General features: G+C 62.9%; 19 protein-coding genes and 1 tRNA gene. 15 read left to right on the top strand and 5 right to left on the bottom strand.

Annotation, left to right across the window (positions count from 1 at the left end; translation table 11 throughout):
• Positions 1-131: 131 nt before the first annotated feature.
• The 3 genes from sciP to I6F28_RS02605 form a co-directional block, all read right to left on the bottom strand.
• Positions 132-407 (bottom strand): CtrA inhibitor SciP, encoded by a 276-nt coding sequence (gene sciP / locus I6F28_RS02615; RefSeq protein WP_002714638.1) that lies wholly within the window; start codon positions 405-407, stop codon positions 132-134.
• 385 nt (positions 408-792) lie between these two features.
• Positions 793-1,497, bottom strand: a complete 705-nt coding sequence (locus I6F28_RS02610; RefSeq protein ID WP_109142571.1) for a flagellar hook assembly protein FlgD — start codon at positions 1,495-1,497, stop codon at positions 793-795.
• Positions 1,498-1,510: 13 nt separating this feature from the next.
• Positions 1,511-3,112, bottom strand: a complete 1,602-nt coding sequence (locus tag I6F28_RS02605) for a flagellar hook-length control protein FliK (protein WP_225139217.1) — start codon at positions 3,110-3,112, stop codon at positions 1,511-1,513.
• A 347-nt stretch (positions 3,113-3,459) separates the two neighbouring features.
• On the opposite strand from I6F28_RS02605, the gene mnmA reads away from it, so the two are divergent.
• From mnmA to I6F28_RS02585, 4 genes are all read left to right on the top strand, one after another.
• Positions 3,460-4,641 carry a tRNA 2-thiouridine(34) synthase MnmA gene (gene mnmA, locus I6F28_RS02600; RefSeq protein ID WP_225139216.1) on the top strand — a complete coding sequence of 394 codons (1,182 nt, stop codon included), beginning with the start codon at positions 3,460-3,462 and terminating at the stop codon, positions 4,639-4,641.
• Positions 4,642-4,721: 80 nt separating this feature from the next.
• Positions 4,722-5,360 carry a class I SAM-dependent methyltransferase gene (locus tag I6F28_RS02595; RefSeq protein ID WP_109142574.1) on the top strand — a complete coding sequence of 213 codons (639 nt, stop codon included), beginning with the start codon at positions 4,722-4,724 and terminating at the stop codon, positions 5,358-5,360.
• A gap of 46 nt (positions 5,361-5,406) precedes the next feature.
• Positions 5,407-5,760 (top strand): hypothetical protein, encoded by a 354-nt coding sequence (locus I6F28_RS02590; RefSeq protein WP_057027990.1) that lies wholly within the window; start codon positions 5,407-5,409, stop codon positions 5,758-5,760.
• A 288-nt stretch (positions 5,761-6,048) separates the two neighbouring features.
• Positions 6,049-6,125, top strand: a tRNA-Met gene (locus tag I6F28_RS02585).
• Positions 6,126-6,341: 216 nt separating this feature from the next.
• Here I6F28_RS02585 and I6F28_RS02580 read toward each other — a convergent pair.
• A complete protein-coding gene (locus tag I6F28_RS02580) occupies positions 6,342-6,527 on the bottom strand; it encodes a hypothetical protein (RefSeq protein WP_225139215.1) in 186 nt (61 codons plus the stop codon).
• 55 nt (positions 6,528-6,582) lie between these two features.
• Between I6F28_RS02580 and I6F28_RS02575 the strand changes: the two genes are divergently transcribed.
• The 3 genes from I6F28_RS02575 (at position 6,583) to I6F28_RS02565 (ending at position 11,636) form a co-directional block, all read left to right on the top strand.
• On the top strand, positions 6,583-8,193 hold the full coding sequence (locus tag I6F28_RS02575; protein ID WP_225139214.1) for an anti-phage dCTP deaminase: 1,611 nt from the start codon (positions 6,583-6,585) through the stop codon (positions 8,191-8,193).
• A 10-nt stretch (positions 8,194-8,203) separates the two neighbouring features.
• Positions 8,204-8,992, top strand: coding sequence for a hypothetical protein (locus I6F28_RS02570; protein WP_225139213.1), 789 nt, complete (start codon positions 8,204-8,206; stop codon positions 8,990-8,992).
• 1,096 nt (positions 8,993-10,088) lie between these two features.
• Positions 10,089-11,636, top strand: coding sequence for a tetratricopeptide repeat protein (locus I6F28_RS02565; protein WP_225139212.1), 1,548 nt, complete (start codon positions 10,089-10,091; stop codon positions 11,634-11,636).
• Between the two features lie 244 nt (positions 11,637-11,880).
• On the opposite strand, the gene I6F28_RS02560 is transcribed toward I6F28_RS02565, so the two are convergent.
• The gene (locus tag I6F28_RS02560; protein ID WP_225123894.1) at positions 11,881-12,705 is read right to left on the bottom strand and encodes an SDR family NAD(P)-dependent oxidoreductase; all 825 of its coding nucleotides are present in this window, start codon (positions 12,703-12,705) and stop codon (positions 11,881-11,883) included.
• Between the two features lie 219 nt (positions 12,706-12,924).
• Here I6F28_RS02560 and I6F28_RS02555 point away from each other — a divergent pair, with 219 nt between their 5' ends.
• The 8 genes from I6F28_RS02555 to I6F28_RS02520 all read left to right on the top strand — a co-directional run bounded on the left by I6F28_RS02555 (position 12,925) and on the right by I6F28_RS02520 (position 23,806).
• Positions 12,925-14,430, top strand: coding sequence for a glucan biosynthesis protein G (locus I6F28_RS02555; RefSeq protein ID WP_225139454.1), 1,506 nt, complete (start codon positions 12,925-12,927; stop codon positions 14,428-14,430).
• Positions 14,418-16,538, top strand: coding sequence for a glucans biosynthesis glucosyltransferase MdoH (mdoH, locus tag I6F28_RS02550; RefSeq protein ID WP_225139211.1), 2,121 nt, complete (start codon positions 14,418-14,420; stop codon positions 16,536-16,538). The genes I6F28_RS02555 and mdoH overlap by 13 nt, the downstream gene beginning before the upstream one ends.
• Before the next feature lie 142 nt (positions 16,539-16,680).
• Positions 16,681-17,736 (top strand): sugar phosphate isomerase/epimerase family protein, encoded by a 1,056-nt coding sequence (locus I6F28_RS02545; RefSeq protein ID WP_225134428.1) that lies wholly within the window; start codon positions 16,681-16,683, stop codon positions 17,734-17,736.
• A 15-nt stretch (positions 17,737-17,751) separates the two neighbouring features.
• Entirely contained in the window at positions 17,752-18,927 is a 1,176-nt protein-coding gene (locus I6F28_RS02540) for a Gfo/Idh/MocA family protein (protein ID WP_225139210.1), read from the top strand.
• 450 nt (positions 18,928-19,377) lie between these two features.
• A complete protein-coding gene (locus I6F28_RS02535) occupies positions 19,378-20,202 on the top strand; it encodes an AfsR/SARP family transcriptional regulator (protein ID WP_225139209.1) in 825 nt (274 codons plus the stop codon).
• Between the two features lie 97 nt (positions 20,203-20,299).
• Positions 20,300-21,448: a hypothetical protein gene (locus I6F28_RS02530; protein ID WP_225139208.1), complete on the top strand. Its 1,149-nt coding sequence runs from the start codon at positions 20,300-20,302 to the stop codon at positions 21,446-21,448.
• Between the two features lie 61 nt (positions 21,449-21,509).
• The gene (locus tag I6F28_RS02525) at positions 21,510-21,740 is read left to right on the top strand and encodes a hypothetical protein (protein ID WP_036006916.1); all 231 of its coding nucleotides are present in this window, start codon (positions 21,510-21,512) and stop codon (positions 21,738-21,740) included.
• A 47-nt stretch (positions 21,741-21,787) separates the two neighbouring features.
• Complete coding sequence (locus I6F28_RS02520) at positions 21,788-23,806, top strand: S8 family serine peptidase (protein ID WP_225139207.1); 2,019 nt, start codon at positions 21,788-21,790, stop codon at positions 23,804-23,806.
• The last annotated feature ends 198 nt before the right edge of the window (positions 23,807-24,004 follow it).

Raw genomic sequence — 24,004 nt, 5'->3', positions numbered from 1 at the left:
AATTATTGCCTAGGTGATGGTTTCGATATGGTTAACGAAGGTTAAGAGGTCGGACAAAAGTGCATCATGAAAAAAATCGGCCTCGCAAAGCGAGGCCGATTTTCGTCAAAGACCGCAGAATTCCGGATCGCCTACTGGCGATATTGCTGGATGCGGGTGGTGCGAAGACCCGCCAGACCGTGCTGGTCGATGGAAAACTGCCAGGAGAGGAATTCGTCGACCGTCAGGGTATAACGGCTGCAGGCCTCCTCCAGGGAGAGAAGTCCGCCACGGACAGCGGCGACGACTTCGGCCTTGCGGCGGATGACCCAGCGTTTGGTGCCGGGTGCAGGCAGATCCGCGATCGTCAACGGACTGCCGTCCGGCCCGATGACGTATTTTACCCTCGGGCGATGGGGTTCTGTCATGGCGTACTCACAAACTCTCAACCACTGAACTCACGCCGTAACCGTAACCCCCGCGGCTTAAAAATCCGCTAAGCCTAAGGGTTCAATACAATTCTCGTTGAATCTTGCCGGAACGCGGCCGACTCGGCGGGCGAAAGACGCAATCTCGGCCGGCTGAGCGGGGCAGAAGGTAAATACTTTACTAACAAAGAGGGTCTGCCGAGGTGCCGTGGAGGCCCTCTCTTGTCATCCCGGGGCGCGCGTAGCGCGAGCCCGGGACCCATAACCCCAGGGAGCAGTTTGACGACGACTCGGGGTTACGACCTAATGCGAAAACGACTTCCTGGGGTTATGGATCCCCGCCTTCGCGGGGATGACATCTCGTATGTGGTTCGCTTGCCCGCCCTCAATTGCTCGTCGCAATGATGCTCTTGACCTGGCTCAGCGTGTAGCTGGCGCCGTCGATGGTGAGCAGCGGCGGCGACTGGGTCAGATCGACCGACGACACCACGCCCTGCACCTGCGCGGCGATGCCGACATTGTTGTTCGCGACGTCCTTGCCCGTGGCCGAGATCGTGTACTTGCCGTCGGGCCATTGCGTGCCGTCATTACCCATGCCGTTCCAGGTAAAGGGAATGTCGTTGCCGGCGGCGGCGGTGTACTTGCCGTTGAACACGGTCTGGCCGCTCGAGTTGGCGATGGAGATCTCGACCGTGGAGTCGGTCGGGACGTTGAGATGCCAGACAGCCGTCGAGTTGGTCATCGTCGCGGTCGAGCCGTCGACCAGCGCGGTCTTGCCGACGAAGCCCAGCGCCTGGGTCGCCTGCGTGGTCTGCTGCAGAGTGACGAGCTGAGCCAGCGATTCGTTGGTCTTGAGCTGCTGCTCGACGCCGGCGAACTGCACCAGCTGCTGGGTGAACTGGTTGGTGTCGAGCGGATCGAGCGGGTTCTGGTTCTGCAGCTGCGTCGTCAGCAGGGTCAGGAAGGTCTGGAAATTGCCGGCGAGCGTCGACCCCGTGGTCGAGCTCATCGACGAATTCGACGAGGATTTCGGCAGGTCGGTCGTCCCGGAGACGACCGGGGGCGAAGTGGCGGCATTCGTGGTGGTCATTGCCAGATACTCCTCACACTCTGATGTCGACGCCGCTGCTCGATCCGAGCATGCGGCCATAGCCGCGCCCGATGGGCGCCGTGGAAACGCTGTCGTCCTCGCTGATGATCAGGCGGCGCGCATTGCCGCCATTGTCGTTGTTCTGGCCCGAGTGCTGGCCGGATGAATTCTGGTCGCGCAGGCTGAAGGACAGGCCGTTGCTGCCGGTCTTGAAGCCGGCATCGTCGAGCGCGCGCTGCAATTGCGGGGCGTCCTGACGCAGCATCTGCAGCGTCTCCGGCCTCTCGACGGTGAGATGCGAGGTGACGTTGCCGGCGCGGTCGACGTTGATGCGCACGTCGATGCGGCCGAGCTCGGCCGGATCGAGGCTGATGTCGAACCGCGACTTGCCGGACCGAATGGCGGCTGCGATCTCGATCGGGATGCCGCTGATCGGCACCGCCGTAGGGTGGGTCGCCGCGGTCGCGGTGAGCGTCGCGGTTGATGCTGTCGCGGCCGAGGTCGCATTCGTCAGCGGCGCCTGCACGGTAGAAGCGGCCTGCGCGCTGGTATCCGTCGGAGCGATCGTGGCTTGCGGGCCGGCATGCGCCGGCGCGGCCGACGTGCCCTGGGCCTGATCGGCGGCGCGGTCGGCGGGACCCGCCTTGGCGTCGGTCGCGACGTGATCGGCCTGCGGCTTCAAGCCTTGCGCATGGGCGGCGTTGGCGGCCGGTGCCTGCGCAGCGACGTTCGCCTTGCCGGTGTCCTGGCCGATATTGGAGATGTCGGTCTGGGCTTGCGCCGTGGCGGCCTCTTTGAACGCGGTCTTGGGCGTGCCCTGGCTGACCGCGGCGATCAGCCCGCCACCAGCTTTTGCATCGGTCGAGGCGGTCTCGGTCGTGCCGGCGGCGGCCTCGCCGAGCGTCGTCGTGGTCTCGGCATCGACCTCGGCGCCTGCGGCCTTGGCGCTCGCCGTGGCGGTATCGGTCTTGGCGCCGGCGATCTGGGCCGCGATGGAGGCGCTGGCGGCAAGACCTGCCGCGGCGATCGCGAGCGGCGCGGCGGCGGCATCGCCAGCCTGGTTCGCAGCTGCATTCGGGTCGACCGGGACGACCGGCGCGGCAACGATGATTCCAAGATCGGGCAGGGCGGTCTGCGTCGTCGCGGACGGCGCGGCGGCAGCCGCCTCGACGGCGGCCGTGAGGACCTCGGTGCCATCAGTCGCGTCGCTCTCGGGCTCGTCGGATTTGTCGGCCGATTTGGCGTCGGCCGTCTCGGACTTGTCTTTGACCTTGCCGGCGTCCTTGGTCGGATCGCTGGGCGCCTCGCCCCTGTCATTCTCCGCAGGCGCAGACGCCTCGGTGTCGTCGCTCGCCTTGCTCTGCGAAGGCTGGTCCGTGGAAGAGGTGTCGCGCGACGGCCGCTCGGCCGCCGGGGAGGACGAGCTCTGCTCGTTCCGGCGCGGCGGGCTGTCCTGCGCCGGCGCGTTGTTGCCGCTGGCCTGCGTGTTGCTGTCGACCAGCGAGCCGAAAGCCTCGCTCGCGGGCGTGTCCTTCGGGGCTTGCGACCGGGCAGGCTTCTGCTGCGCGCTCTGGATTTGCACGCTTGCCACGACATCTGACATCCGACCGACCACAGGCAACCCCTTGCGAGCAACTTCGGACCAGAGGGAGCAAGGAGCGGGCCAGCGCCTCAACTCGAAGATTTCAGTAATATAATCAATGATTTGGCGATGTGAGTGGGTTGCCGGGCCGCGGGCTCCGACCCCGCCATTTCTGCCGCCCCGGCAAGAATTGCCCTAAGCGGGGGGCTCGCGTGATTGCTTCACCGGAATGCCGCCTATATTAAAGAGGCTACTCTCAGCCGCTTTCGACTTGGGCAGTCGTGCTCTTCGGGAACCAAGGTTCCGGGGGATCGCCGCCGTCCCCCGAGAAAGCAAATCGCGGATTCGCGCGTCGCCGCCGTCACAACGCTCTAGGGCCCATGCTCAACAGTCTGGATCTCGAAGGCCGTCCCGAGGACACCAGGGTCGTCGTTGCCATGTCGGGCGGCGTCGATTCCTCGACGACGGCTGCGCTCTTGAAGGCTGAGGGCTACGACGTCGTCGGCATCACGCTGCAGCTCTACGACCATGGCGCGGCCACCCACCGCAAGGGCGCCTGTTGCGCCGGCCAGGATATCCACGACGCACGCGACGTCGCGGCCAAGCTCGGCATTCCCCATTACGTGCTCGACTACGAGGACCGCTTTCGCGAGTCCGTCATCGACAACTTTGCCGACTCTTACGCGCTCGGCGAGACGCCGGTGCCCTGCATCGAGTGCAACCGCAGCGTCAAATTCCGCGACCTCTTGAAGACCGCCCGCGAGCTCGGCGCCCAGGCGCTCGCCACCGGCCATTACGTCGCCTCGCGCCGTCGGGGCGACGGCTCGCGCGCGCTGGTCTGCGCCGCCGACGCCGATCGCGACCAGAGCTATTTCCTGTTCGCGACCACGCAGGAACAGCTCGACTTCCTGCGCTTTCCGCTCGGCGACATGACCAAGCCCGAGACGCGCGAGCTCGCGCGCCGCTTTGGCCTTGCGGTCGCCGACAAGCACGACAGCCAGGACATCTGCTTCGTGCCGACCGGCCGCTACACCGACATCATCACGCGCCTGCGCCCCAATGCGATGGACCCCGGCGACATCGTCGATCTCGAGGGCCGCGTGCTCGGCCGGCACAACGGCATCGCCAACTTCACCGTCGGCCAGCGCCGCGGCCTCGGCATCGCCTCCGGCTCGCCGCTGTTCGTGGTGCGGCTGGACGCGGCGACCCGCCGCGTCGTGGTCGGCCCGCGCGAGGCACTGAAGATGCACCGCATCGCACTTCGCGACGTCAACTGGATCGGCGACGGCGACATCGACCGCGCCATCGGAAGCGGCCTCGAAATGTTCGTGCGCGTGCGCTCCACCCGTAGCCCCCAACCGGCCTGGCTGCGCGGCAGCAATGGCCGTTACGAGGTCGAGCTCGTCGCAGGCGAAGAGGGCGTCTCGCCGGGACAGGCCTGCGTGTTCTACGACGCAGCCGGCGGCCAGGCCCGCGTGCTCGGCGGCGGCTTCATCCAGAGCGCTGCGGCCAAGGTCGGCACGGGCACATCGCGCCCGCTCGCGGAAGCCGTGCGCGGCTGAGGGAATGACGACATCAAGCACAACTCATTGGGCTGGGTTCACCTCTCCTGTTGGGGAGAGGTGAAGTAAGGGCAGGGGGCATGGCAGCAGACATCTCGCGGGCCGGGGTCGAGAAGGCCTATGGCCGCTGGGCGCCGGTCTATGATCTCGTGTTCGGCAAGGTGTTCGACGCCGGCCGGCAGTCGACCATCGCCGAGGCCGACCGCATCGGCGGCCGCGTCCTCGACGTCGGCGTCGGCACCGGTCTTTCGCTCTCCGAATACGCGCGCACCACCAAGGTCTGCGGCGTCGACATCTCCGAGCCGATGCTGCGCAAGGCGCAGGCGCGCGTGCGCTCGCTCCGCCTCTCCAACGTCGAAGTGCTCTCGGTGATGGATGCGAAGAACCTCGCCTTCCCCGATGATTTCTTCGACGCCGTGGTGGCGCAATATGTCATCACCGCCGTTCCCGATCCCGAAGGCACGCTCGACGAGTTCATGCGCGTGCTTAAGTCAGGCGGCGAGCTGATCCTGGTCAACCACATCGGTGCGGAGAGCGGCCCTCGCAAGCTGTTCGAGCTCGCTTTCGCGCCCATCGCCCGCCGCCTCGGCTGGCGCCCGGAATTCCCGTGGGCGCGCCTCGAGGGCTGGGCCGCAAGGCACGGCGGCGTCGCGCTCACCGAGCGCCGTCCCATGCCGCCGATGGGCCATTTCTCGCTGATCCGCTACCGCAAATCGTGATTGCCACCTGCGGGAACAGGGGGCGTCGCGCGCGCGTTTCCTTCCCATGCGCACGACAAACCTCATTCTTGCGGGCCTCCTGATCGCCGCCTCTGCACCGGCGATCGCGCAGGCCCCGCCCGCCCCGGCGACGCCGCCGCAAGCGACCGCGCCGCCATCCCCGCAACGCGCCGCCGGCTGTGCCCCATCCGATCGGCTGGCGACCACCCCGGAAGGCACCACCACCGGCCAGTCCCGGGAACCGCTCGGCGACAAGCTGGCCAAGACGGACGGCGTGCTCTGCCCGCCCGCGGGCGTCGATCCCGACATGCACGCCCCCGCGCCCAGCACCGACAGCAATACCCCGGTGATCCCGCCCCCCGGCAGCCCCGGCGGCGACCCCAATGTGAGGCCGAAATAAGGGACGCTTCCCTTCGCCTCTCCCCGCCGGGGAGAGGCCGGAATCCGCGCGACGCGCGGATTGCGGGTGAGGGGGACCGTCCACGAGTCTGGTCCTAAGGAGCGGCAAATCCGGCGCCGAAATCGTGCTTTTCTCGCCGACTTGTCCCGCCGACCTTGTTCGCCGAAGCTTTAGCGAAGGTGGAAGCCTCGGCGAAGGCGGAAGCTTTTGGCGTTGACTTACCCCCGCCCCCTTCCTTATATGCCGCGCGTTCGCGAGATCGGCTTAGTTCGCCGCCGCGATCCCTGTGGCGGGGTAGCTCAGCTGGTTAGAGCACGGGAATCATAATCCTGGGGTCGGGGGTTCGAGTCCCTCCCCCGCTACCATAGTTTAAACGTTTCATCCTCAAGTATGCCGACGGCCTGCGTAGATTCCAGCGGCACTCTGCTGTCCCGCGAAGCGTCTGGCTCGCGGAATTGTCGTAAATCGCCCATCCGATGAAGACCTAGTCGAGAATGGGTCAGAAGATTGTTCGCACGCAGCGCGTGTGTTAACTATAGTTTCAATCCACTATACATCGGCGCTGCCGAACTATCTAAAGTTTAGGCAATGTGTCTACGCGGCTGTTCAGTGGCGCCACTTTTCCGGAAGGCAATATCGATTCTCGATCGCTCCTGAATTCGCCATTGCTCGAACCAAGCATCCATAATTCTGGTGTGGGCGATCACCAATTCAGCGGCGGCATCATTCATTTCAACTGACTGATTTCGAGTTTGAATTTTTGACATCGCGAATCACCCCCTAAGCAACCTTCTTACCAAAACCTCAACGGGACGTGAATCCTTGGCACACGGCATCACAAGAATTGAGTACCCAGAGCTCTTTATAGGTTTTGTCGCACCCATCGGCACAGATGTGCGTGCGTCAATCAACAGTTTTTCTAGCTATTTCAAAGCTGAGGGCTACAACGTTGTTCCAATTAAAGTAACGGAAGTCTTTGACAAGCTTGCTGCCTATCTTCCCCCCAAAAAGAAGCTGGTGCAAAGCGATGAGGCTGGCCGTTTAGAAACCTATATCAAGTACGGGAACCAGCTTCGCTCCACCTTTGATGACGATCAAGTCCTGGCAGCAATAACTATCACGCGAATTGTCCAGTGGCGCCTTGCACGAAGTGCTGCAGACAAAGCCGCAGCACCTGAGAAGAATGTTTACCTACTCTACCAATTCAAGCGACGTGAAGAAATAGACCTGCTTCGGTCAGTTTATGGCCGCGCTTTTTTTCAAGTGTCAGTGTATTCGCGAAGGGGGGCCCGTGTGGACAATCTTTCGAGACGTTTTGCTGAAGGCCACAACCGAGGCAATACCAATACTTATAGAGGCGCGGCAGAAGAAATTGTTCAACGGGACGAAAATGAGTCCGACGAGCAGCACGGCCAGCGAGTATCTAGAATCTTTCACGATGCAGATGTGATTGTGAATTCTGACAAAGGCGAAGAAGACGTTGACCGGCAGGTCAGACGCTTCTGCGATTTGTTGTTCGGGTCAAATCGAATTTCTCCGAATAGGAATGAGTACGGAATGTTCGCAGCCAAAGCGGCGGCTTTGCGAACTCTCGACTTATCGCGTCAGGTCGGCGTAGCTATCTTCTCGCAAAACGGGGAAATTATTTCCATGGGATCCAACGAGGTTCCCAAAGCCGGCGGCGGCACCTACTGGTGCGATGATCCGGAAGGACATGATGATCGTGACTATCAACGAGGTCACGATGCAAACGACAAGCGGAAGGCTCAATTGCTGTTAGAGCTTCTTGAGTTAGCAAAAGTACGCGATGCAAAGAAGCTCGTCGAGAACAAGAAAATCCAAGATTCTCAGTTCATGGATGCGCTTGAGTATGGTCGGATCATACACGCAGAAATGTCGGCGATTTGCGACGCGGCCCGACTTGGTAGGTCGGTTCAGGACGCTATCCTCTTTACAACGACTTTCCCCTGTCATTTGTGCGCCAAGCACGTCGTTGCGGCCGGCATTAAGAAAGTTATCTTCCTCGAGCCATATCCGAAAAGCCTTGCCGCGAATCTTCACTCAGACTCAATAACCATAGAGGGCGCTGATCGGGGCAAGTACTCGACGTTTGGTGGGGTGAGTTTTGAGCATTTTGACGGTGTTTCTCCTCGTAGATATCGCGAGCTTTTTGAGCGGTCGAGCAGAAAGAATTCAGGTGAATTTCAAGACTGGATCGGCGGTACTAAGCAGCCAATCGTTGACCTGAAGTTCCCGTTCTATTTAGTGCTTGAGAAGCAAATCATCGAATCGACCACGGGCTCGCTAGCCAAGATAAATATGCCAGTGACAGCGCTCGAACAGAATGCAGTACGTGTGACGAGCGCGATGCGGAGTACACGTGGGTCGGGCAAACGAAGGCCATCTAAAGCGAAAAAGGGCGGTGTAAGGTAGGTAGTTCAGGATGGGTATATACAACAGCGCGGACTTTATAAGCGAAGCGAAGGCTCATCCCGAGAATTTCTATGTTATCCACTATTCCTGTCAGAGTTTGTACGATGACAATGAGGCGCTCTCTCCGCGCATTACGTCCATAGCTATTGCGCACTATGCGACGGAGCAGACGGTAAGCTTTTCAACGCATGCAATAGCCGAGGAGCTCCATATACCTCGCGAGTTTGTTAGAGATCGCTTCGATGAGGTGGAGCGTGAATTGCTTAGAGGTTTCTACGCGTTCATACGCGACCGTCGCGACAAATATTGGGTTCATTGGAATATGCGAAACCTTACTTATGGTTTCGAGCATTTGGAACATCGGTACAGAGTTCTGGGTGGTAATGATGCCCCCGTTATTCCGGTCGAACGAAGGCTGAATCTCAATGACCTCTTGGCAGACCGCTATGGCAACGACTATGCCTCCCATCCCAAGTTGAAATCATTGATGGAATTGAACGGAGGAATTCACCGGCATTTTCTCACTGGCGAAGAAGAGGTGCAGGCTTTTCAAAACAATGAATTCATTAGAATGCACAATTCAACTTTGGGCAAAGTTGGCTTTCTCCACTCCGCTATTCACAAATTTATCTCAGGTCGGCTGCATACTGCATCGCGTGGATTTGGTGTCGCACTAGATCGGATTTTCGAGGGGGGCTATGCGAAAGCTGTCGGGCTATTTGCAACAGTAATTACCATCGGCGTGGGTGTTTGGCAGATAATCCTCTGGCTAAAAGAGGCGATACCGAAGGGAAGCTAAGCCTCAGCGATGTGTCCCTCCCTGTTTCGCACCGTCAATCCCTCCCCACAAAAATATTCCCCTTTACCGAAATTCGGAAATATCGTACACCCCGCCCATCCCGGCTCATCCTGAGGGGCGATCGCGTCGTCGTCTTGATCGCGAGCCGGGCTTGCGGTGGACGCGGCAGCGTCGGGCGCGAAGGGTAGCGGGCAGGGAGGGTAGTCCCCGGAGAGCTCGCGGCCGCGCGCGGACGAACGGCGCTGCTAGGTCTCGTCTCGTCTGTAAGTTTCCGGCCTCGTCGACGGAGCTGGAAATACTGCGGGCGAAATGGCGGGCCGTGCGTACGGCAAAACCGTGTGGTCCTGGCCGTCGTTGCTACGGTCAAGCTCTTGCGGAGGCGGTATTCGCGTCAACCGGCGCGGGTGCCGGTGAATTCCGCGAGCGCGAGGGAGGCCAGAAGGAACTCGGCTCCCGGGAGAGCGCGGCATAAGCCGTCCGACCATCGCGCAGGGAAGGCCGAGTGATTGGCACCACCTGTATGCTGCTGTGCGGTTTTCTGCGTGTGCATTTTGCGCAGCGGACCGCGGGTGCGATGTCAGCACCCGGCCTTCCCTGTGCCCTCTTGGCTTTCAGAGGGTGAAGTGACGAAGCAAAGCTCGGGCGAAATCAGTCGCGAGGCTGCGAAGGCGTGTCTGTGATGCGAAGCGCTGTCGGAGCCCCCACGACGCTGCCCTTTACTCTCTCGGCGCGGGCGCCCTGTCCGTGCTGGAGACAAGGACGAGACCCTCGACCGTTCACGCCGACTTATGCTCGAATACCGATTTGACTTGGCCGTCGCGCCGGTCCTCGAAGGTTTGCTCGGGAAGCAAGCGACCGGTTCTGTGATCACCATCACAGGCGTGGCCGCCTTCCTGTGTGTATATTGCCGGCTCGGAGCAGGGTGGCGACCATGCGGAATCGGATTGCACTGGTTTTCAGTTTCTTTTTTTTCACTTCTCTGGCAGCCGCTGATCGTGCGGCCGCAGACGATCGGACAATCTGCGCGCAGCGCGGCCATGAAGACCGCATCGCCGCGTGCTCACGGCTGATCGCAAAGAGCGGCGGGCGCGACGCCGTGGCGTTCGACAATCGCGGTGCCGAATATGGCGACAAGGGCGACTACGATCGCGCAATCTCCGATTTCAGCGAGGCCATCCGCATCGATCCGAAATACGCGCTTGCCTGGCAGCACCGCGGCGCCGCCCTGCTTCGCCGGAACGAGGTGGATCGGGCCATCGCTGACCTGACCCAGTCGATCCGGCTCGATGCAAACAATCTGAACGCCTTGAACGACCGCGGCATGGCCTATGCCGCAGCAGGTGATTCCGAGCGCGCGCTTTCGGATTACAACGCTGCGATCCGCATCAATCCGAGGTTCAAGTTCGCCTACTTCAATCGAGGGCGGCTCTATGCCGGCAAGGGCGACCACACCCGGGCGATCGCCGAATACTCCGAGGTCATTCGCATTGACCCGACCTACGGCTATGCATTCAACAATCGCGGACTGTCCTATCGGGACACCGGCCAGGCCGAGCGTGCCGTGGCCGATTTCAGCGAGGCGATCCGGCTTTTGCCGAGGACGACGCTGGCCTACAACAACCGTGGCGACATCTATCTCCTTCAGGGCAGGTACGATCAAGCCCTCGCCGATTTCAATGAGTCGCTGCGCAATGATCCGCAACATCAGAGCGCGCTGGTAAACCGCGGAATGGTGTTCGAGAAGCTGGGCGAGGTCGCAAAGGCCCGCGCCGACTTCAACGCAGCTCTGGCTGCGCCGCAGAAGTACGACAGCGCGAAATGGGCGATGGACAAGGCGCGCGAACGCCTCGCCGCGCTGGACGATACGTCCATCAAGTCCGTTCCCGCCACCACCACGTCGGTCATCGCGCTGCCGGGACCGTCAAGTCGAAATGACAGGCGCATCGCGCTCGTGGTCGGAAACTCCGCTTATGAGAATGTCGCAGCGCTCGCCAATCCGGCGCGCGATGCGGCGCTCGTCGCCGAAACGCTCAAGCTCACCGGATTCGAATCCGTCACGCTGCTGACCGATCTGCGCAAGGATGCGTTGACCGCGGCGCTGCGCGACTTTGCAAGGCAGGCGGAAATCGCCGACTGGGCGATGGTGTATTACGCCGGTCACGGCATGGAGGTCGGCGGCGTCAACTACCTGATCCCGATCGACGCGAAGATCGCCTCCGACCGCGACGTCAGCTTCGAAGCCGTGGCGCTGGACCAGGTGTTGAACGCGGCGGAACGCGCCAAGCGGCTGCGCCTCATCGTCCTCGATGCCTGCCGCGACAATCCCTTCGCCAACCAGATGAAGCGCACCATGACGCTGGCGTCCCGTTCGGTGTCGCGCGGCCTTGCGGCGATCGAGCCCGAGGCGGGCACGCTGGTGGTGTATGCCGCCAAGGACGGAGAGATGGCGCTCGACGGAGAGGGCAGGAACAGCCCGTTCGCCACGGCGTTCGTCAACAACATGCGCAAGCCCGGTCTCGAGGTGCGCCGGCTGTTCGACGTCGTGCGTGACGACGTCATGGAGGCGACCAATCGTGCACAAAAACCGTTCAGCTACGGATCGGTCTCGGGCCGGCAGGATTTTTACTTCGTTGCCGGGAAATGAGACGCAAGGCTTTGGCTGTCGCGCGGGCCAAAATTCACGGTATTGAGCCGAATTTCGGAATATCGTACACCCCGCCCATCCCGGCTCATCCTTGCGCGGACGAACGGCGCTGCTAGGTCGCCTGCAATGAGTGGCGCCTGTCGGAGGCATGTTGCCCCCTGGTCCATCGGCGCAAGGGCCCTGTCCGCGGGTCACGCATCGTGCCCGGCAATCGGACTTGCGACATGGTGACATTTTCGGCGGCTCACGCCGGCCACGCCTGTCCACCGCCGTCGATCCGCAACACCTGGCCCGAGACGAAGGCACCCATGGGTCCTGCAAAAAACTCGACCACGCGCGCGACCTCGTCGACGGTGGCGATGCGGTCGAGCGTCCCGGTCTCGACCATCCGGTTGGGGTCGACCGCTCGGGTGCCAAGAAATCGGCCGGTGCGGGTGTCGCCGGGCGCGATGCAATTGACGGCGATGTCGTAGGCACGGAGCTGGTCGGCAAGACAACGCGTGTAATGCGTCACGCCGGCCTTCGCCACCGCATAGATCGAGCCGTTGGTGCGGCCCTTGAAGGCGGCGACCGAGCCGAGCGTGACGATGCGGCCGCGCCGCCGCTCCATCATGCCCTTCGCGACCGCCTGGCAGGTCAGGATGGTCGAGAGCAGGTTCCGTTCCAGCACAGCCCGTATGTCGGCTTCCTTGATGTTCACGGCATCGTTCGGATCGGGCTTGCCACCCGCAGCCGCGATATCGCCGCCCGCATTGTGCACGAGGATGTCGATCGGCCCGAGAGCGGCCTCGGTTTCGGCAATCACCCGCGAGATATCGTTGGTCCTGGTGAGATCGCCAAGGACGCGCACGGTGCTCACGCCGAATTCTCGGCTGATCTCCGCGGCAACGGCAGTGAGCGTGGTGCCCTCGCCATATTCGGCCGGTCCGTTCTCGCGCATGCCGTGTATCGCGACGCTGGCACCGAGCGCGGCGAGCTTTTCCGCAAAGGCGCGGCCGAGCCCTCGCCCTGCGCCGGTCACCAGGGCCACCTGCCCAGCCAAAATCCTCGTCCTGTCAGGCGATGCCATGATCCTCTTCCTGCTATGAAATGTCACTCCGCTGCGACATTGAAGCCGATCGCCAGCGCTTGCACCAGGCACACTGCCGGACGGCGAATTTCATCCGGTTTGGGCATTTAGCTTACCTCTATTTGGCCGCTCCTCGAGTTGGGCGCCGGACGGGCTGGAACTCGTGGGCGTGATGGTCGTTTGCTTGGCCGGGGCAGCAGTAACGATCGGGGAGAGCACGTGAACCGACGCCAGCTTGTTCAAGGGTCGGCAGTGCTGCCGGCCTTGCTGCTTGCTTCCCGATGCAGTCTGGCCGCCCCTTCGGATGACATGTTCGGGCCGTCCACCGTGAGGGACCTGGCGCGGAGGCTGGCGGGCAAGCCGTACGAGGCGCCGGACGAGAAGCTCCCGGGCGGATTGAAGGACCTGGACTACGATCAGTATCGTTCGATCCGCTTTTTGCCCGAGCGGGCGCTCTGGCGCGGCAAAAATCTTCCGTTCGAAGCGCAGTTTTTCCACCGCGGCTTCTTCTACAAGAACAGAGTGAACATCTTCGAGGTCGCGGACGGAAAGGCATCCGAGCTCAAGTACCGCAAGGCGGACTTCTCCTTCGGCGAGAAGGTCCCGCCGTTCGAGGACAGCGATCTCGGGTTCGCGGGCTTCCGCATCCATGCGCCGATGAACCGTCCCGACTATTACGACGAGGTCTGCGTCTTCCTAGGTGCGAGCTATTTCCGCGCCGTGGCCAAGGGGCAGACCTACGGGCTTTCCGCGAGGGGGCTGTCGATCGATACGGGCGAAGCCAAGGGCGAGGAATTTCCGCTCTTCAAGACGTTCTGGCTCGAACGGCCGGCGCCGGGTGCGACCTCGTTGGTGATTCATGCTCTGCTCGACAGCAGGAGCTGCACCGCGAGCTACCGATTCACCGTGCGCCCCGGGGAGACGACGGTCTTCGACGTCGAGATGTCGGTCTACCCGCGCGTCGAGATGCCGCGCGCCGGTCTCGCGCCCATGACCAGCATGTTCTTTTATGGTCCGAACGACCGCAACGACATCGACGATTTCCGCCCCTCCGTCCACGATTCCGATGGCCTTGCGATCTTCAACGGGAAGGGCGAAAGCCTCTGGCGGCCGCTCAGCAATCCCCGCGATCTCCAGATCAGCACCTTCCAGGATCTCAATCCGCGTGGCTTCGGGCTGATGCAGCGGGAGAGAAACTTCTTCGCCTACCAGGACATCGAATCCAGTTTCGAAAAACGCCCAAGCCTCTGGATGGAGCCGATCGGCGATTGGGGCGAGGGCGGCGTCGTGCTGTTCGAGATCCCGACCAAGGAGGAGATCCACGACAACATTGCCGCATTCTGGCGCCCGAAAAGCCCGCTCCAGGCCAAGGGCGAACACAACTACACCTATCGGCTGCATTGGGGGCCAGATAGCCCGAAGCCGCATTCGCTGGCCAGATTTACGCGAAGCGGGATAGGGGCGAGGGGCGGAGATGCGCGCCTGTTCGTGCTCGATCTGCATGGCGACAACCTCAAGGGCGTCGATCCTGCCGCTGTCAAAGGCGTGGTGTCGGCGGGGAAGTCTGAGGTGAAGAACATCGTCACGCAGCCTAATCCCTACACCGGTGGGTGGCGGCTCAGCTTCCAGTGCCAGGTGAAAAGCGAGCCGATCGAGCTGCGGGCATTTCTGGCAGAAGGCGACAAGCCCTTGTCGGAAATCTGGGTCTACCGATGGGCACCCTGAGCACTGCACCGCGGCCGATTGCCGGCGATATCGCGACCCAGCGCCTGCTGCCGACGGAGGCCCCCCTTCCGATGGCTCCTGGCGACCTCGGAAAAAGCTTGGTACCCGACCGTATTCCTGCGCCGGCTGCCCCCGCAATGGCCTGGCGGCGCGGCCTCATCCTGCTCTCGACGGCGGCGCTCACGGGGGCCGGCGGATATGAGATGTATCGCGTGCTGCAGGTCGGCGGCGTCACCGTCCTTGAAGCCATGGTGCTGGCGCTCTTCCTGGTCCTGCTCGCCTGGGTCGCCTTCTCGTTCGCCTCCGCGCTGGCCGGCTTCTTCGTGCTGCTGGCCCATCGTCCAGGCGCCCTCGCGCCAGAGGCGGAGTTGCCTGCGATCGCAAGCCGCACCGCCATGCTGCTTCCCACCTACAATGAAGATCCGCACCGATTGACGGCGCGGCTTCGCGCGATCATCGAATCCCTGGAGACGACCTCGCAAGGAAGGCTGTTCGACTGGTACGTTCTGAGCGACAGCACCGATCCCGACATCTGGGTCGCCGAGGAAAAAGCGCTCCTCGTGCTGCGACAAGCCGTCGGAACGCCAAGGCTGTACTATCGCCATCGAGCCGACAACACGGCTCGGAAAGCCGGCAACATCTCCGAGTGGATCACGCGGTTCGGCGGCGCCTACGACTTCATGATCGTGCTCGACGCCGACAGTCTCATGAGCGGGCAGACCATCGTCCGACTGGTCCATGCCATGGAGAGCAATCCGAGCGCCGGCCTCGTCCAGACGCTCCCCATGGTCGTCAACGCGCGAAGCCTGTTCAGCCGGGTCCAGCAATTCGCGGGCCGCCTCTACGGACCGATGATCGCCGCCGGCGTCGCCTGGTGGCACGGCTCGGAAGGTAATTACTGGGGCCACAACGCGATCATCCGGGTGAAGGCGTTCGCGGAATCGGCCGCGCTGCCGCAGTTGCGCGGACGCAAGCCATTCGGCGGGCACATCCTGAGCCACGATTTCGTCGAGGCTGCGTTGATGCGGCGGGCCGGGTGGGGCATCTACATGCTGCCGACGCTCGGCGGGAGCTACGAAGAGGTGCCGCCTTCGCTGCTCGATTTTGCGGCGCGCGACCGACGCTGGTGTCAGGGCAATCTTCAGCATCTGGCTGTCGTGCCAGCGCGGGGTCTTCACTGGGTATCGCGTGTGCATTTCATGGTGGGCATAGGAGCGTATCTGACGGCGCCGCTGTGGCTGCTGTTCCTGCTGCTGGGAATGCTGATCTCGCTGCAGGCCCGCTTCGTGCGGCCGGAGTATTTTCCGAAGGGGTTCTCGTTGTTTCCGACCTGGCCGGCCCAGGATCCCGTGCTCGCCATCTGGGTATTCGTCGCCACCATGGGGTTGCTGCTGTTGCCGAAGCTGCTCAGCCTGGTCCTCGTCTGGATGCGGGGCTCGGTGAGACGCCAGTTCGGCGGCGCGTTGCGTGCTTCGGCCGGAGTTCTCGCAGAGATCGTCGTGTCCGCGCTGATGGCGCCGGTGATGATGATCTTTCAGTCGATCGCCGTCGTCGAGATTCTGGCCGGCCGCGATGCCGGCTGGCAGACCCAGAGGCGCGACGACGGCACGGTGGAGCGCCGCGAACTCTATCGGAAGTACGGCATTCCAACCCTGTGCGGCGTTGCGATGGCCGCAAGCGCGTACGCGGTTTCGGTGCCCCTTCTGCTTTGGATGTCGCCGGTCATCGTTGGGCTGCTGTTCGCCGTTCCCATAGGCGCGCTGACCGCCATGCCCGCCTCCGGAAGATTGTTTGTTACTCCCGAAGAACGAGAGCCGCCTTCCGTGCTGCGGCGAGCGAACGAACTCAGCGCGTCGGCAGACGTAGGGGGCAGCCCCGCCTTGGTGGAGCTGCGCCAAGACCCCGCGCTCCTGGCCTTCCACCTCGCGCAGCTGCTGCCTCCTCGCGCCACCAGGCCCGATACGGTCGACGCCAACCTGGCGGTCGGCCGTGCCAAGGTCGATGCAAGCGAAACTTTCGAGGAGGCCGCAGAGCATCTATCCTCGCGGGAAATCTTCTCGATCTTGAACGACGGTCCGGCGCTTTCCAGCGTGTTGCAGAAGCGATGAAGCTGCGGCCTGGATCTGTCCTGCGGCCGTTTGAAGCTTTTCTCGTTGCATAGTCCGGTATTGCTCTCTCCCTTGATGGCCGGCATCCTCGAACCAAGTGCGCGGAAAAGCGCCCAAAAACGTCCAAGGAAGGAAGCACGCGATGAAGATGATCAAGGGGCCTGCGATATTCCTCGCTCAGTTCGCTGGCGATGCGGCGCCGTTCAATTCGCTCGATGCCATATGCGGATGGGCCGCCTCGCTTGGCTACAAGGGAATTCAGATTCCGAGTTGGGATGGGCGGCTCTTCGACCTGAACAAAGCCTCGGAGTCTCAGACCTATGCCGACGAGGTGAAGGGTGTTGCGGCTCGGCACGGGCTTTCCATCACCGAGCTTTCGACCCATCTGCAAGGCCAGCTCGTCGCCGTTCACCCGGCCTATGATGCGGCGTTCGACGGCTTCGCCGCGCCGGACGTGCGTGGCAATTCCAAGGCCCGCACGGAATGGGCCGTCGATCAGGTCAAGCGCGCCATCCTGGCGTCTCGGCGGCTCGGGCTGACGGCCCAGGCAACGTTTTCCGGCGCGCTTGCCTGGCCCTATGTCTATCCCTGGCCGCAGCGCCCCGCCGGCCTGATCGAGACCGCCTTCGACGAACTCGCCAGGCGCTGGCGGCCGATCCTCGACTATGCCGACGAGCACGGTGTCGATCTCGCCTATGAGATCCATCCTGGCGAGGACCTCCACGACGGTGTCTCCTACGAAATGTTTCTCGAGCGGGTGAACAATCATCCGCGCGCGAACCTGCTCTACGATCCCTCGCACTTCGTGCTGCAACAGCTCGACTATCTCGACTACATCGACATCTACCACCAGCGCATTAAGGCGTTTCACGTCAAGGACGCCGAATTCAATCCGACCGGTCGCCAGGGCGTCTATGGCGGTTTCCAGAGCTGGGTCGACCGCGCCGGCCGCTTCCGCTCGCTCGGCGATGGTCAGGTCGATTTCGGCGCCATCTTCTCCAAGCTCACGCAATACGATTACGATAGCTGGGCGGTGCTCGAGTGGGAGTGTGCCCTGAAACATCCCGAGCAAGGCGCGGCCGAAGGCGCCGAGTTCATCCGAAACCATATCATCCGGGTGACGGAGAAAGCCTTCGACGATTTCGCAGGCGGCGGCGCTGACGCGGCTGCCAACCGCAAGATGCTCGGCATCTCCTAAAAGAGAGGGTGCAACATGGCGATCGAAGCAAGCACTGAAACCGGCGGCCATCGCCGTATCCGCCTCGGCATGGTCGGCGGGGGCCAGGGCGCCTTCATCGGTGCCGTCCACCGCATTGCCGCGCGCATCGACGACCAGTTCGAGCTGGTCGCCGGCGCGCTCGCGTCGGATCCGGTTCGCGCCAAGACGACCGCAAAGGAGCTCGGTATCGCTGACGGCCGGGCCTATGGCTCCTTCGAGGAGATGGCGCGGGCTGAAGCGGCGAGGGCGGATGGCATCGAGGCGGTCTCGATCGTGACACCCAATCACCTGCACAGCCCGGTCGCGAAAGCTTTCCTTGAAGCCGGCATCCACGTCATCTGCGACAAGCCGCTGACGACGACCGTGGCCGAGGCCGAGGAACTGGTGGCGCTGGTCAGGAAGACCGGCAGGATCTTCGTCGTCACGCACAATTACACCGGCTATCCCATGATCCGGCAAGCGCGCGCCATGGTCGCGAATGGCGATCTCGGCGAGATCCGTCTCGTCAAGGCCGAGTATCTGCAGGATTGGCTGACTGAGCCATTGGAAACCACCGGCCAGAAGCAGGCGGCGTGGCGCACCGACCCGTCCCGGTCCGGCGCCGGCGGGTGCATCGGCGACATCGGCACCCATGCTTACAATCTTGCCTGCTTCGTCAGCGGGCTCGAGCTCGACGAATTGCTCGCCCAATTGTCGACCTTCGTCGAGGGGCGGCGGCTCGACGATGATGTCCAGATCCTCCTGAAGTGGAAGGGCGGCGCCAAGGGCATGCTGTGGGCGAGTCAGGTTGCCGTCGGCAACGAGAACGGGCTCACGCTGCGCGTCTACGGCAGCAAAGGCGGCCTCGAATGGGCGCAGGAGAATCCGAACCATCTCTGGTTCACACCCTACGGCAAGCCCAGGCAGCTCCTGACCCGCGGCGGAGCCGGCGCAATGGGCGAGGCCGCCCGCGTTAGCCGCATCCCATCAGGCCACCCTGAGGGCTACCTTGAAGGCTTCGCAACGATCTATGCCGAGGCGGCGCGCGCCATCCGCGCGGCAGCGGCCGGTGAAAAGCCGCATCCCGATGTCGTCTTCCCGACGGTCGAGGATGGCCTCGCCGGCGTGAAGTTGATCGATGCTGCGGTGAAGTCGTCCGCGGGTAATGGCGTCTGGGTTCGGATGACGTAAGGCGGTCGCGAAGCCGCGGAACCCGTTGTCGACGGATCTGCTCTATATGGATGCAATCATGACCCATGACTTCGCTTTGTCGAGTACCGCCGAGTGAGACAACTTGCACCGGCCTTCGGTGCGTCACGTCATGCGACAGCTTGCGGCGTCCGACGTCCGCACGAAAGATGCATCAAATGCGAGCAATTGTGGCGCCTGCAATTTGCATGCTGACTATGGGCTACCTCACACATCTGAAATTTCCGCTCTCACAAATTGCTGACGCGGAGCCAAGGCGAGTTCCATTGCTTTGTCTAACCTAGATTGTATGGTGCCCGTAAGAGCATCCGGTCTGATCGACGATGTGCGGCCAATCGGCGCTGTCCGTGTCCTAGTGATCATGATCATAAGAAGAATGTTCGCCCCCGGATAGAATGAGGGACAGAAGACAATGACCGAAGGAAAAGGACAATGTCGCTGCTCCAGATCAATCTCTTCGGCGGTGTCGAGGTCGTGTGTGCGACCGGCGAGTCGGTGTTGATCCCCAGTCGCAAGGCTGCAACTCTCCTGGGCTACGTGGCGCTCAGTTCTCCTCGCGCCATTTCGCGCGGCAAGCTCGCGACGCTGTTGTGGGACGGTCATTTCGGCGATCGCGCGCGCGCCAGTCTTCGACAAGCCCTGCTCACGTTGCGGCGTGAGCTGCCGCGATGTTCGGATGTGATCCTGGCCGATCGCGATGATATACGCATCTGTCCGAACAGCATCAGCACCGATGTCGGGGAATTCGAGCGGCTTTTGACGGGAGGGGATCCCGAACGTCTGGCCCGCGCGGCGGTGCTTTATCGCGGCGACCTTCTCGAGGGCATCGGCTCGACCTCATGCCAATTCGAGGCCTGGCTGTCTGCCGAGCGCCAGCGACTGCGGACCCAGGCGATGCGGGCGCTTGCGGGCCTGCTCGACTCCGGCGGGCGCGAACACATGGATATCGCGATCGCACTCGCGCTACGGATCCTCGCAATCGACCCGTTGCAGGAAGAGATCCATCGCATCTTGATGCGCTGTTACGCGCAGCAAGGCCGCCGGACCGATGCGCTCCGTCAGTACGATCTCTGCCGCTCCGTACTGTGGCGCGAGGTTCGCGCAGCGCCGGAGCGAGAGACGGAACGGCTGCAGCTCGAAATCCGGCACACGTTCCGAGCCGCTGTGAGATCTACTTCACTCAAATTGCCTCCCGATAAGAATTCTGACGCAACTTTCACGCTCGACGTGACGCCTGCATCACGATCCCTGTCGTAGCCTTCAGCCGCTCGCACAATCGTGCGCAGTGATCCCGCCTCCCTGTGGGGAGCGCGTGTCGCTCACGGCTCAAGCACTTCATCAGGAGATTTTGAACATGACTGGATTTCAGCAACAGACTGAGGACTACGGCCAATTGGACCCGCAGGGGATCTTCGGCTCGATCCTCGGCGGCGCGGCCGGACGCGTTATCGGCAACCTGCTCGGCGGCAAGAAGGGGAAGCAGATCGGCGGCGCGATCGGCAACATCGGTGGTGGCTTCCTGCCGTTCTCGGCCGGTCCGGACATGCAAGGTACCGTGCAGGTCTCCGACATGGAGTTGCAGGGCTTCTGGAGCGTGCTGAAGAAGATCGGCCAGGGCGTGCAGACCGGCGTGAATGTCGGCAAGCAGCTCGGCGTGTTCAGCGCCCAGCCTGGCCTGGAGCCCGCGGCGGCGCAGGTTTCCGACATGGAGCTGCAGAGCTTCTGGAGCGTGCTGAAGAAGATCGGTCAGGGCGTGCAGACCGGCGTGAATGTCGGCAAGCAGCTTGGCGTGTTCAGCGCCCAGCCCGGCTTGGAGCCCGCCGCGGCGCAGGTTTCCGACATCGAGCTGCAGAGCTTCTGGAGCGTGCTGAAGAAGATCGGCCAGGGTGCCCAGACCGGCCTCGATATCGGTCGCCAGCTCGGCGTGTTAAGTGCCGGCCCCGGCGGTCAGCCTGCCGCGGCGCAAGTCTCCGACATGGAGCTGCAGAGCTTCTGGAGCGTGCTGAAGAAGATCGGCCAGGGCGTGCAGACCGGCTTGGACGTCGGCAAGCAGCTCGGCGTGTTCAGCGCCCAGCCCGGCCTGCAGCCCGCGGCGGCGGAGGTCTCCGACATGGAGCTGCAGGGCTTCTGGAGCGTGCTGAAGAAGATCGGGCAGGGCGTGCAGACCGGCTTGGATGTGGGCAAGCAGCTCGGCGTGTTCAGCGCCGAGCCCGGCCTGCAACCCGCGGCGGCGCAAGTCTCCGACATGGAGCTGCAGAGCTTCTGGAGCGTGCTGAAGAAGATCGGCCAGGGCGTGCAGACCGGCTTGGATGTGGGCAAGCAGCTCGGCGTGTTCAGCGCCCAGCCCGGCCTGCAGCCCGCGGCGGCGCAGGTCTCCGACATCGAGCTGCAGGGCTTCTGGAGCGTGCTGAAGAAGATCGGCCAGGGCGCCCAGACCGGCCTCGATATCGGCCGTCAGCTCGGAGTCTTCAACGCCGGCCAGCCCGCTGGCACGATGCACTAGACCCAACGCGTGGGGGCGGGCGCAAGCCCGCCCTCTGCGCTTAGACGTGAATGGAAACCAGATGGCCGATTCAACCGCGTCGCAGCAATTCATCGTGCAGGGAGGCCCGGTCCAATCCGGTGAGCTCAACGAACACTTGCAGCGTGAACCCGGCGTGAAGCGAGTCGCGCAAGTCGCACCCGATGTCGTCATCCTGTCGATGACGACGACACAGGCCGATCGCCTGAAATCGACGTTTGCCACGCTGGTGGTCGAACCGGATTCAGCGCTGAAGCCATTCGATGCCGACTGACGTCGGTGGGCAAACATTGGACACGCAAAACATCAAGGAGGCCGCAGATGGCCACGAAAGGCAAATCAGGAACTTCCACGCAGGGCGAGCACGACGCGACCGAAGCCGCGATGAACGGCAATGGGTCCGTTCCGGACCAGGGCACCGCTCCATCATCGTCACGGGGGCAGGAGCCCGCAACGATCGCAGCGCGCCCGGCGCAATTCATGATCGCGCCGCAGCAGCAGCCCGGGCTTGCGACCTTCAGCGTCGATTTCCTGACTCAGCAGCTCAGCAACAGTCCCGACATCGAAGTGGTGAAAACGGTCTCTCCGCCGCGCCTGTTCGGATTTCAGAGCGCAGAGCTCGGACAAGTGCCGCTCAGCCCGCTGGTCCTCGCCAAGATGACTCCTGACAAGGCCAAGTTGCTGCAGACCCAGGCGGGACAGCGTTGCGCGGTGGAGCGCGACGAGCGGCTGAGCTACATGCTCGATCCGACCACGCCGCAGCTGCCCAATCCGGGGGTGCTGACACCGCTGGCCGACGGCTTCACGACCACGATCGAAGTGCTGGGCCAGGATGGTCCGCTGCCTGAAGCCGAGGTTTATGTGTTCGGCAGCATGTGGCCGGCCCAAGGCATCACCGACGCCACCGGCCGCGCCACAGTGACCCTGCAAGGCGAAAGACCCGAGACCATCCGCTCGATCCTGGTCAAACCGAAGATCGACTACTGGACCTTCTGGCTCGATCGTCCGCAGCTCGTTCCTAACAGCGTCAACCGGATCGTTGTCAGGGCGCTCGGCGCGGTGTTGCGGGATTTCCCCGGCCAGCAATTGATGGGATGGGGTGAGCGCGCGATGGGCCTTGATCGTCTGCCTCCGTCCTTCGATGGCGCCGGCATGAAGATCGCAGTCATCGATTCCGGCCTGGCGCCGACCCATCGCAATCTGCACGGCATCACGGCAGGCACCAGTATCGTCGGGACCGACAAGGCGGCCTGGACCGTCGATACGATCGGCCACGGATCGCATTGCGCTGGAATCATCGCTGGCGGACCCGTCGGCGCCGGTGGCGGCATCCGCGGCTTCGCTCCCGCGGCGGAAATCCACGTCTGCCGCATCTTCCCCGGCGGCCGGTTCAGCGATCTCGTCTCCGCGCTCGATTACTGCATGGAGCATGGCATCGATGTTGCCAATATGAGCCTGGGCGGCGGCGAGCCTTCGCGCATTATCGAGGAACGCATCATCCGGGCCAAGCAAATGGGTATGGCCTGCATCATCGCCGCGGGCAATTCCTCGGGGCCGGTGCAGTTTCCCGCGTCGACGCCGCATTGCCTGGCGGTTGCCGCGATCGGCAAGTGGGGCGAATTCCCCAACGACAGCTATCATTCGCAGCAGGCCCTCGACGGCTTCCAGAGCCGCGACGGATATTTTCCGGCAAAGTTCTCCTGCTTCGGTCCGGAGGTCGACGTCTGCGCGCCTGGTGTGGCGATCGTCTCGTCGCTTCCCGCCGATGGCTTCGGAGCATGGGACGGCACCTCGATGGCGACTCCCCATGTCACGGGCCTGGCCGCGCTGGTGCTGGCGCATCATCCAGACTTCACCAAAGGCAACTTTCAGAATCGCGACGCACGCCGTGTCGAGCGGCTGTTCCAAATTCTGAAGGAAACCGCGACGCCGCTGCAGTTTGGCGACCCAAATCGGACCGGCGCGGGATTGCCGAACGTGATGCGGGCACTCGGCCTGGAAACCGGCGTCGCCCCGGTGATCGCCGCCGCTACCGATCCTGCGCTGGCAACGTTGCGGCGTCTGCTTGGATTGCAGTCGGTCGAAGCGCCGAGCATGGTTCCCGTGGGGTCGCCGCCGCCGTCCGCCGATCCCGTGCACGGCAGTGCGATCCACGTGGCGCGCGGTCCGGCACAAACGGCGGCCGCAATGAATCTGCAGTCCGTCGATCCGATCAAGAACGGATCGAGCTCCGTCGCTCACGGTGCCGCACAGACCGCAGGCGCGGCAGTCGCGCCCATGATGGTGGATCCGAATCCGGCGCAGATCCGGGAAATCATGCACAGGGTGGGATTGCTCTAACGCGCGTCCTTGGCATCTCAGAAAGGGGCACAGCAGCAGCTGTGCCCCGAGTGCCGACTGCCTTGAGGCAATTGCTGCGGCCGCTCGCCTTGGGAACATGGTGGATTGTTTGCCGCGTCCTGGATTTTCCTTCGCGGCGTCGTGCCGCACAGGCGCAGCTTGGAACTCTCGCGCCCGATCGAAACTTGACTCCGCGGG

It is taken from the genome of Bradyrhizobium sp. NBAIM14 (assembly GCF_020193895.1).
GTDB lineage: Bacteria > Pseudomonadota > Alphaproteobacteria > Rhizobiales > Xanthobacteraceae > Bradyrhizobium > Bradyrhizobium yuanmingense.
The sequence above is the reverse complement of the archived record's forward strand: the minus strand, read 5'-3'. Positions and strand labels throughout refer to the sequence as shown.

Bases quoted from the DNA above. Each gene is read 5' to 3' on its own strand.
- I6F28_RS02590 (WP_057027990.1), top strand. From the start codon at position 5,407: ATGCGCACGACAAACCTCATTCTTGCGGGCCTCCTGATCGCCGCCTCT.
- I6F28_RS02610 (WP_109142571.1), bottom strand. From the start codon at position 1,497: ATGACCACCACGAATGCCGCCACTTCGCCCCCGGTCGTCTCCGGGACG.
- I6F28_RS02570 (WP_225139213.1), top strand. From the start codon at position 8,204: ATGGGTATATACAACAGCGCGGACTTTATAAGCGAAGCGAAGGCTCAT.
- I6F28_RS02520 (WP_225139207.1), top strand. From the start codon at position 21,788: ATGGCCACGAAAGGCAAATCAGGAACTTCCACGCAGGGCGAGCACGAC.
- I6F28_RS02595 (WP_109142574.1), top strand. From the start codon at position 4,722: ATGGCAGCAGACATCTCGCGGGCCGGGGTCGAGAAGGCCTATGGCCGC.
- I6F28_RS02530 (WP_225139208.1), top strand. From the start codon at position 20,300: ATGACTGGATTTCAGCAACAGACTGAGGACTACGGCCAATTGGACCCG.
- mnmA (WP_225139216.1), top strand. From the start codon at position 3,460: ATGCTCAACAGTCTGGATCTCGAAGGCCGTCCCGAGGACACCAGGGTC.
- I6F28_RS02525 (WP_036006916.1), top strand. From the start codon at position 21,510: ATGGCCGATTCAACCGCGTCGCAGCAATTCATCGTGCAGGGAGGCCCG.
- I6F28_RS02535 (WP_225139209.1), top strand. From the start codon at position 19,378: ATGTCGCTGCTCCAGATCAATCTCTTCGGCGGTGTCGAGGTCGTGTGT.
- I6F28_RS02560 (WP_225123894.1), bottom strand. From the start codon at position 12,705: ATGGCATCGCCTGACAGGACGAGGATTTTGGCTGGGCAGGTGGCCCTG.
- sciP (WP_002714638.1), bottom strand. From the start codon at position 407: ATGACAGAACCCCATCGCCCGAGGGTAAAATACGTCATCGGGCCGGAC.
- I6F28_RS02540 (WP_225139210.1), top strand. From the start codon at position 17,752: ATGGCGATCGAAGCAAGCACTGAAACCGGCGGCCATCGCCGTATCCGC.
- I6F28_RS02545 (WP_225134428.1), top strand. From the start codon at position 16,681: ATGAAGATGATCAAGGGGCCTGCGATATTCCTCGCTCAGTTCGCTGGC.
- I6F28_RS02580 (WP_225139215.1), bottom strand. From the start codon at position 6,527: ATGTCAAAAATTCAAACTCGAAATCAGTCAGTTGAAATGAATGATGCC.
- mdoH (WP_225139211.1), top strand. From the start codon at position 14,418: ATGGGCACCCTGAGCACTGCACCGCGGCCGATTGCCGGCGATATCGCG.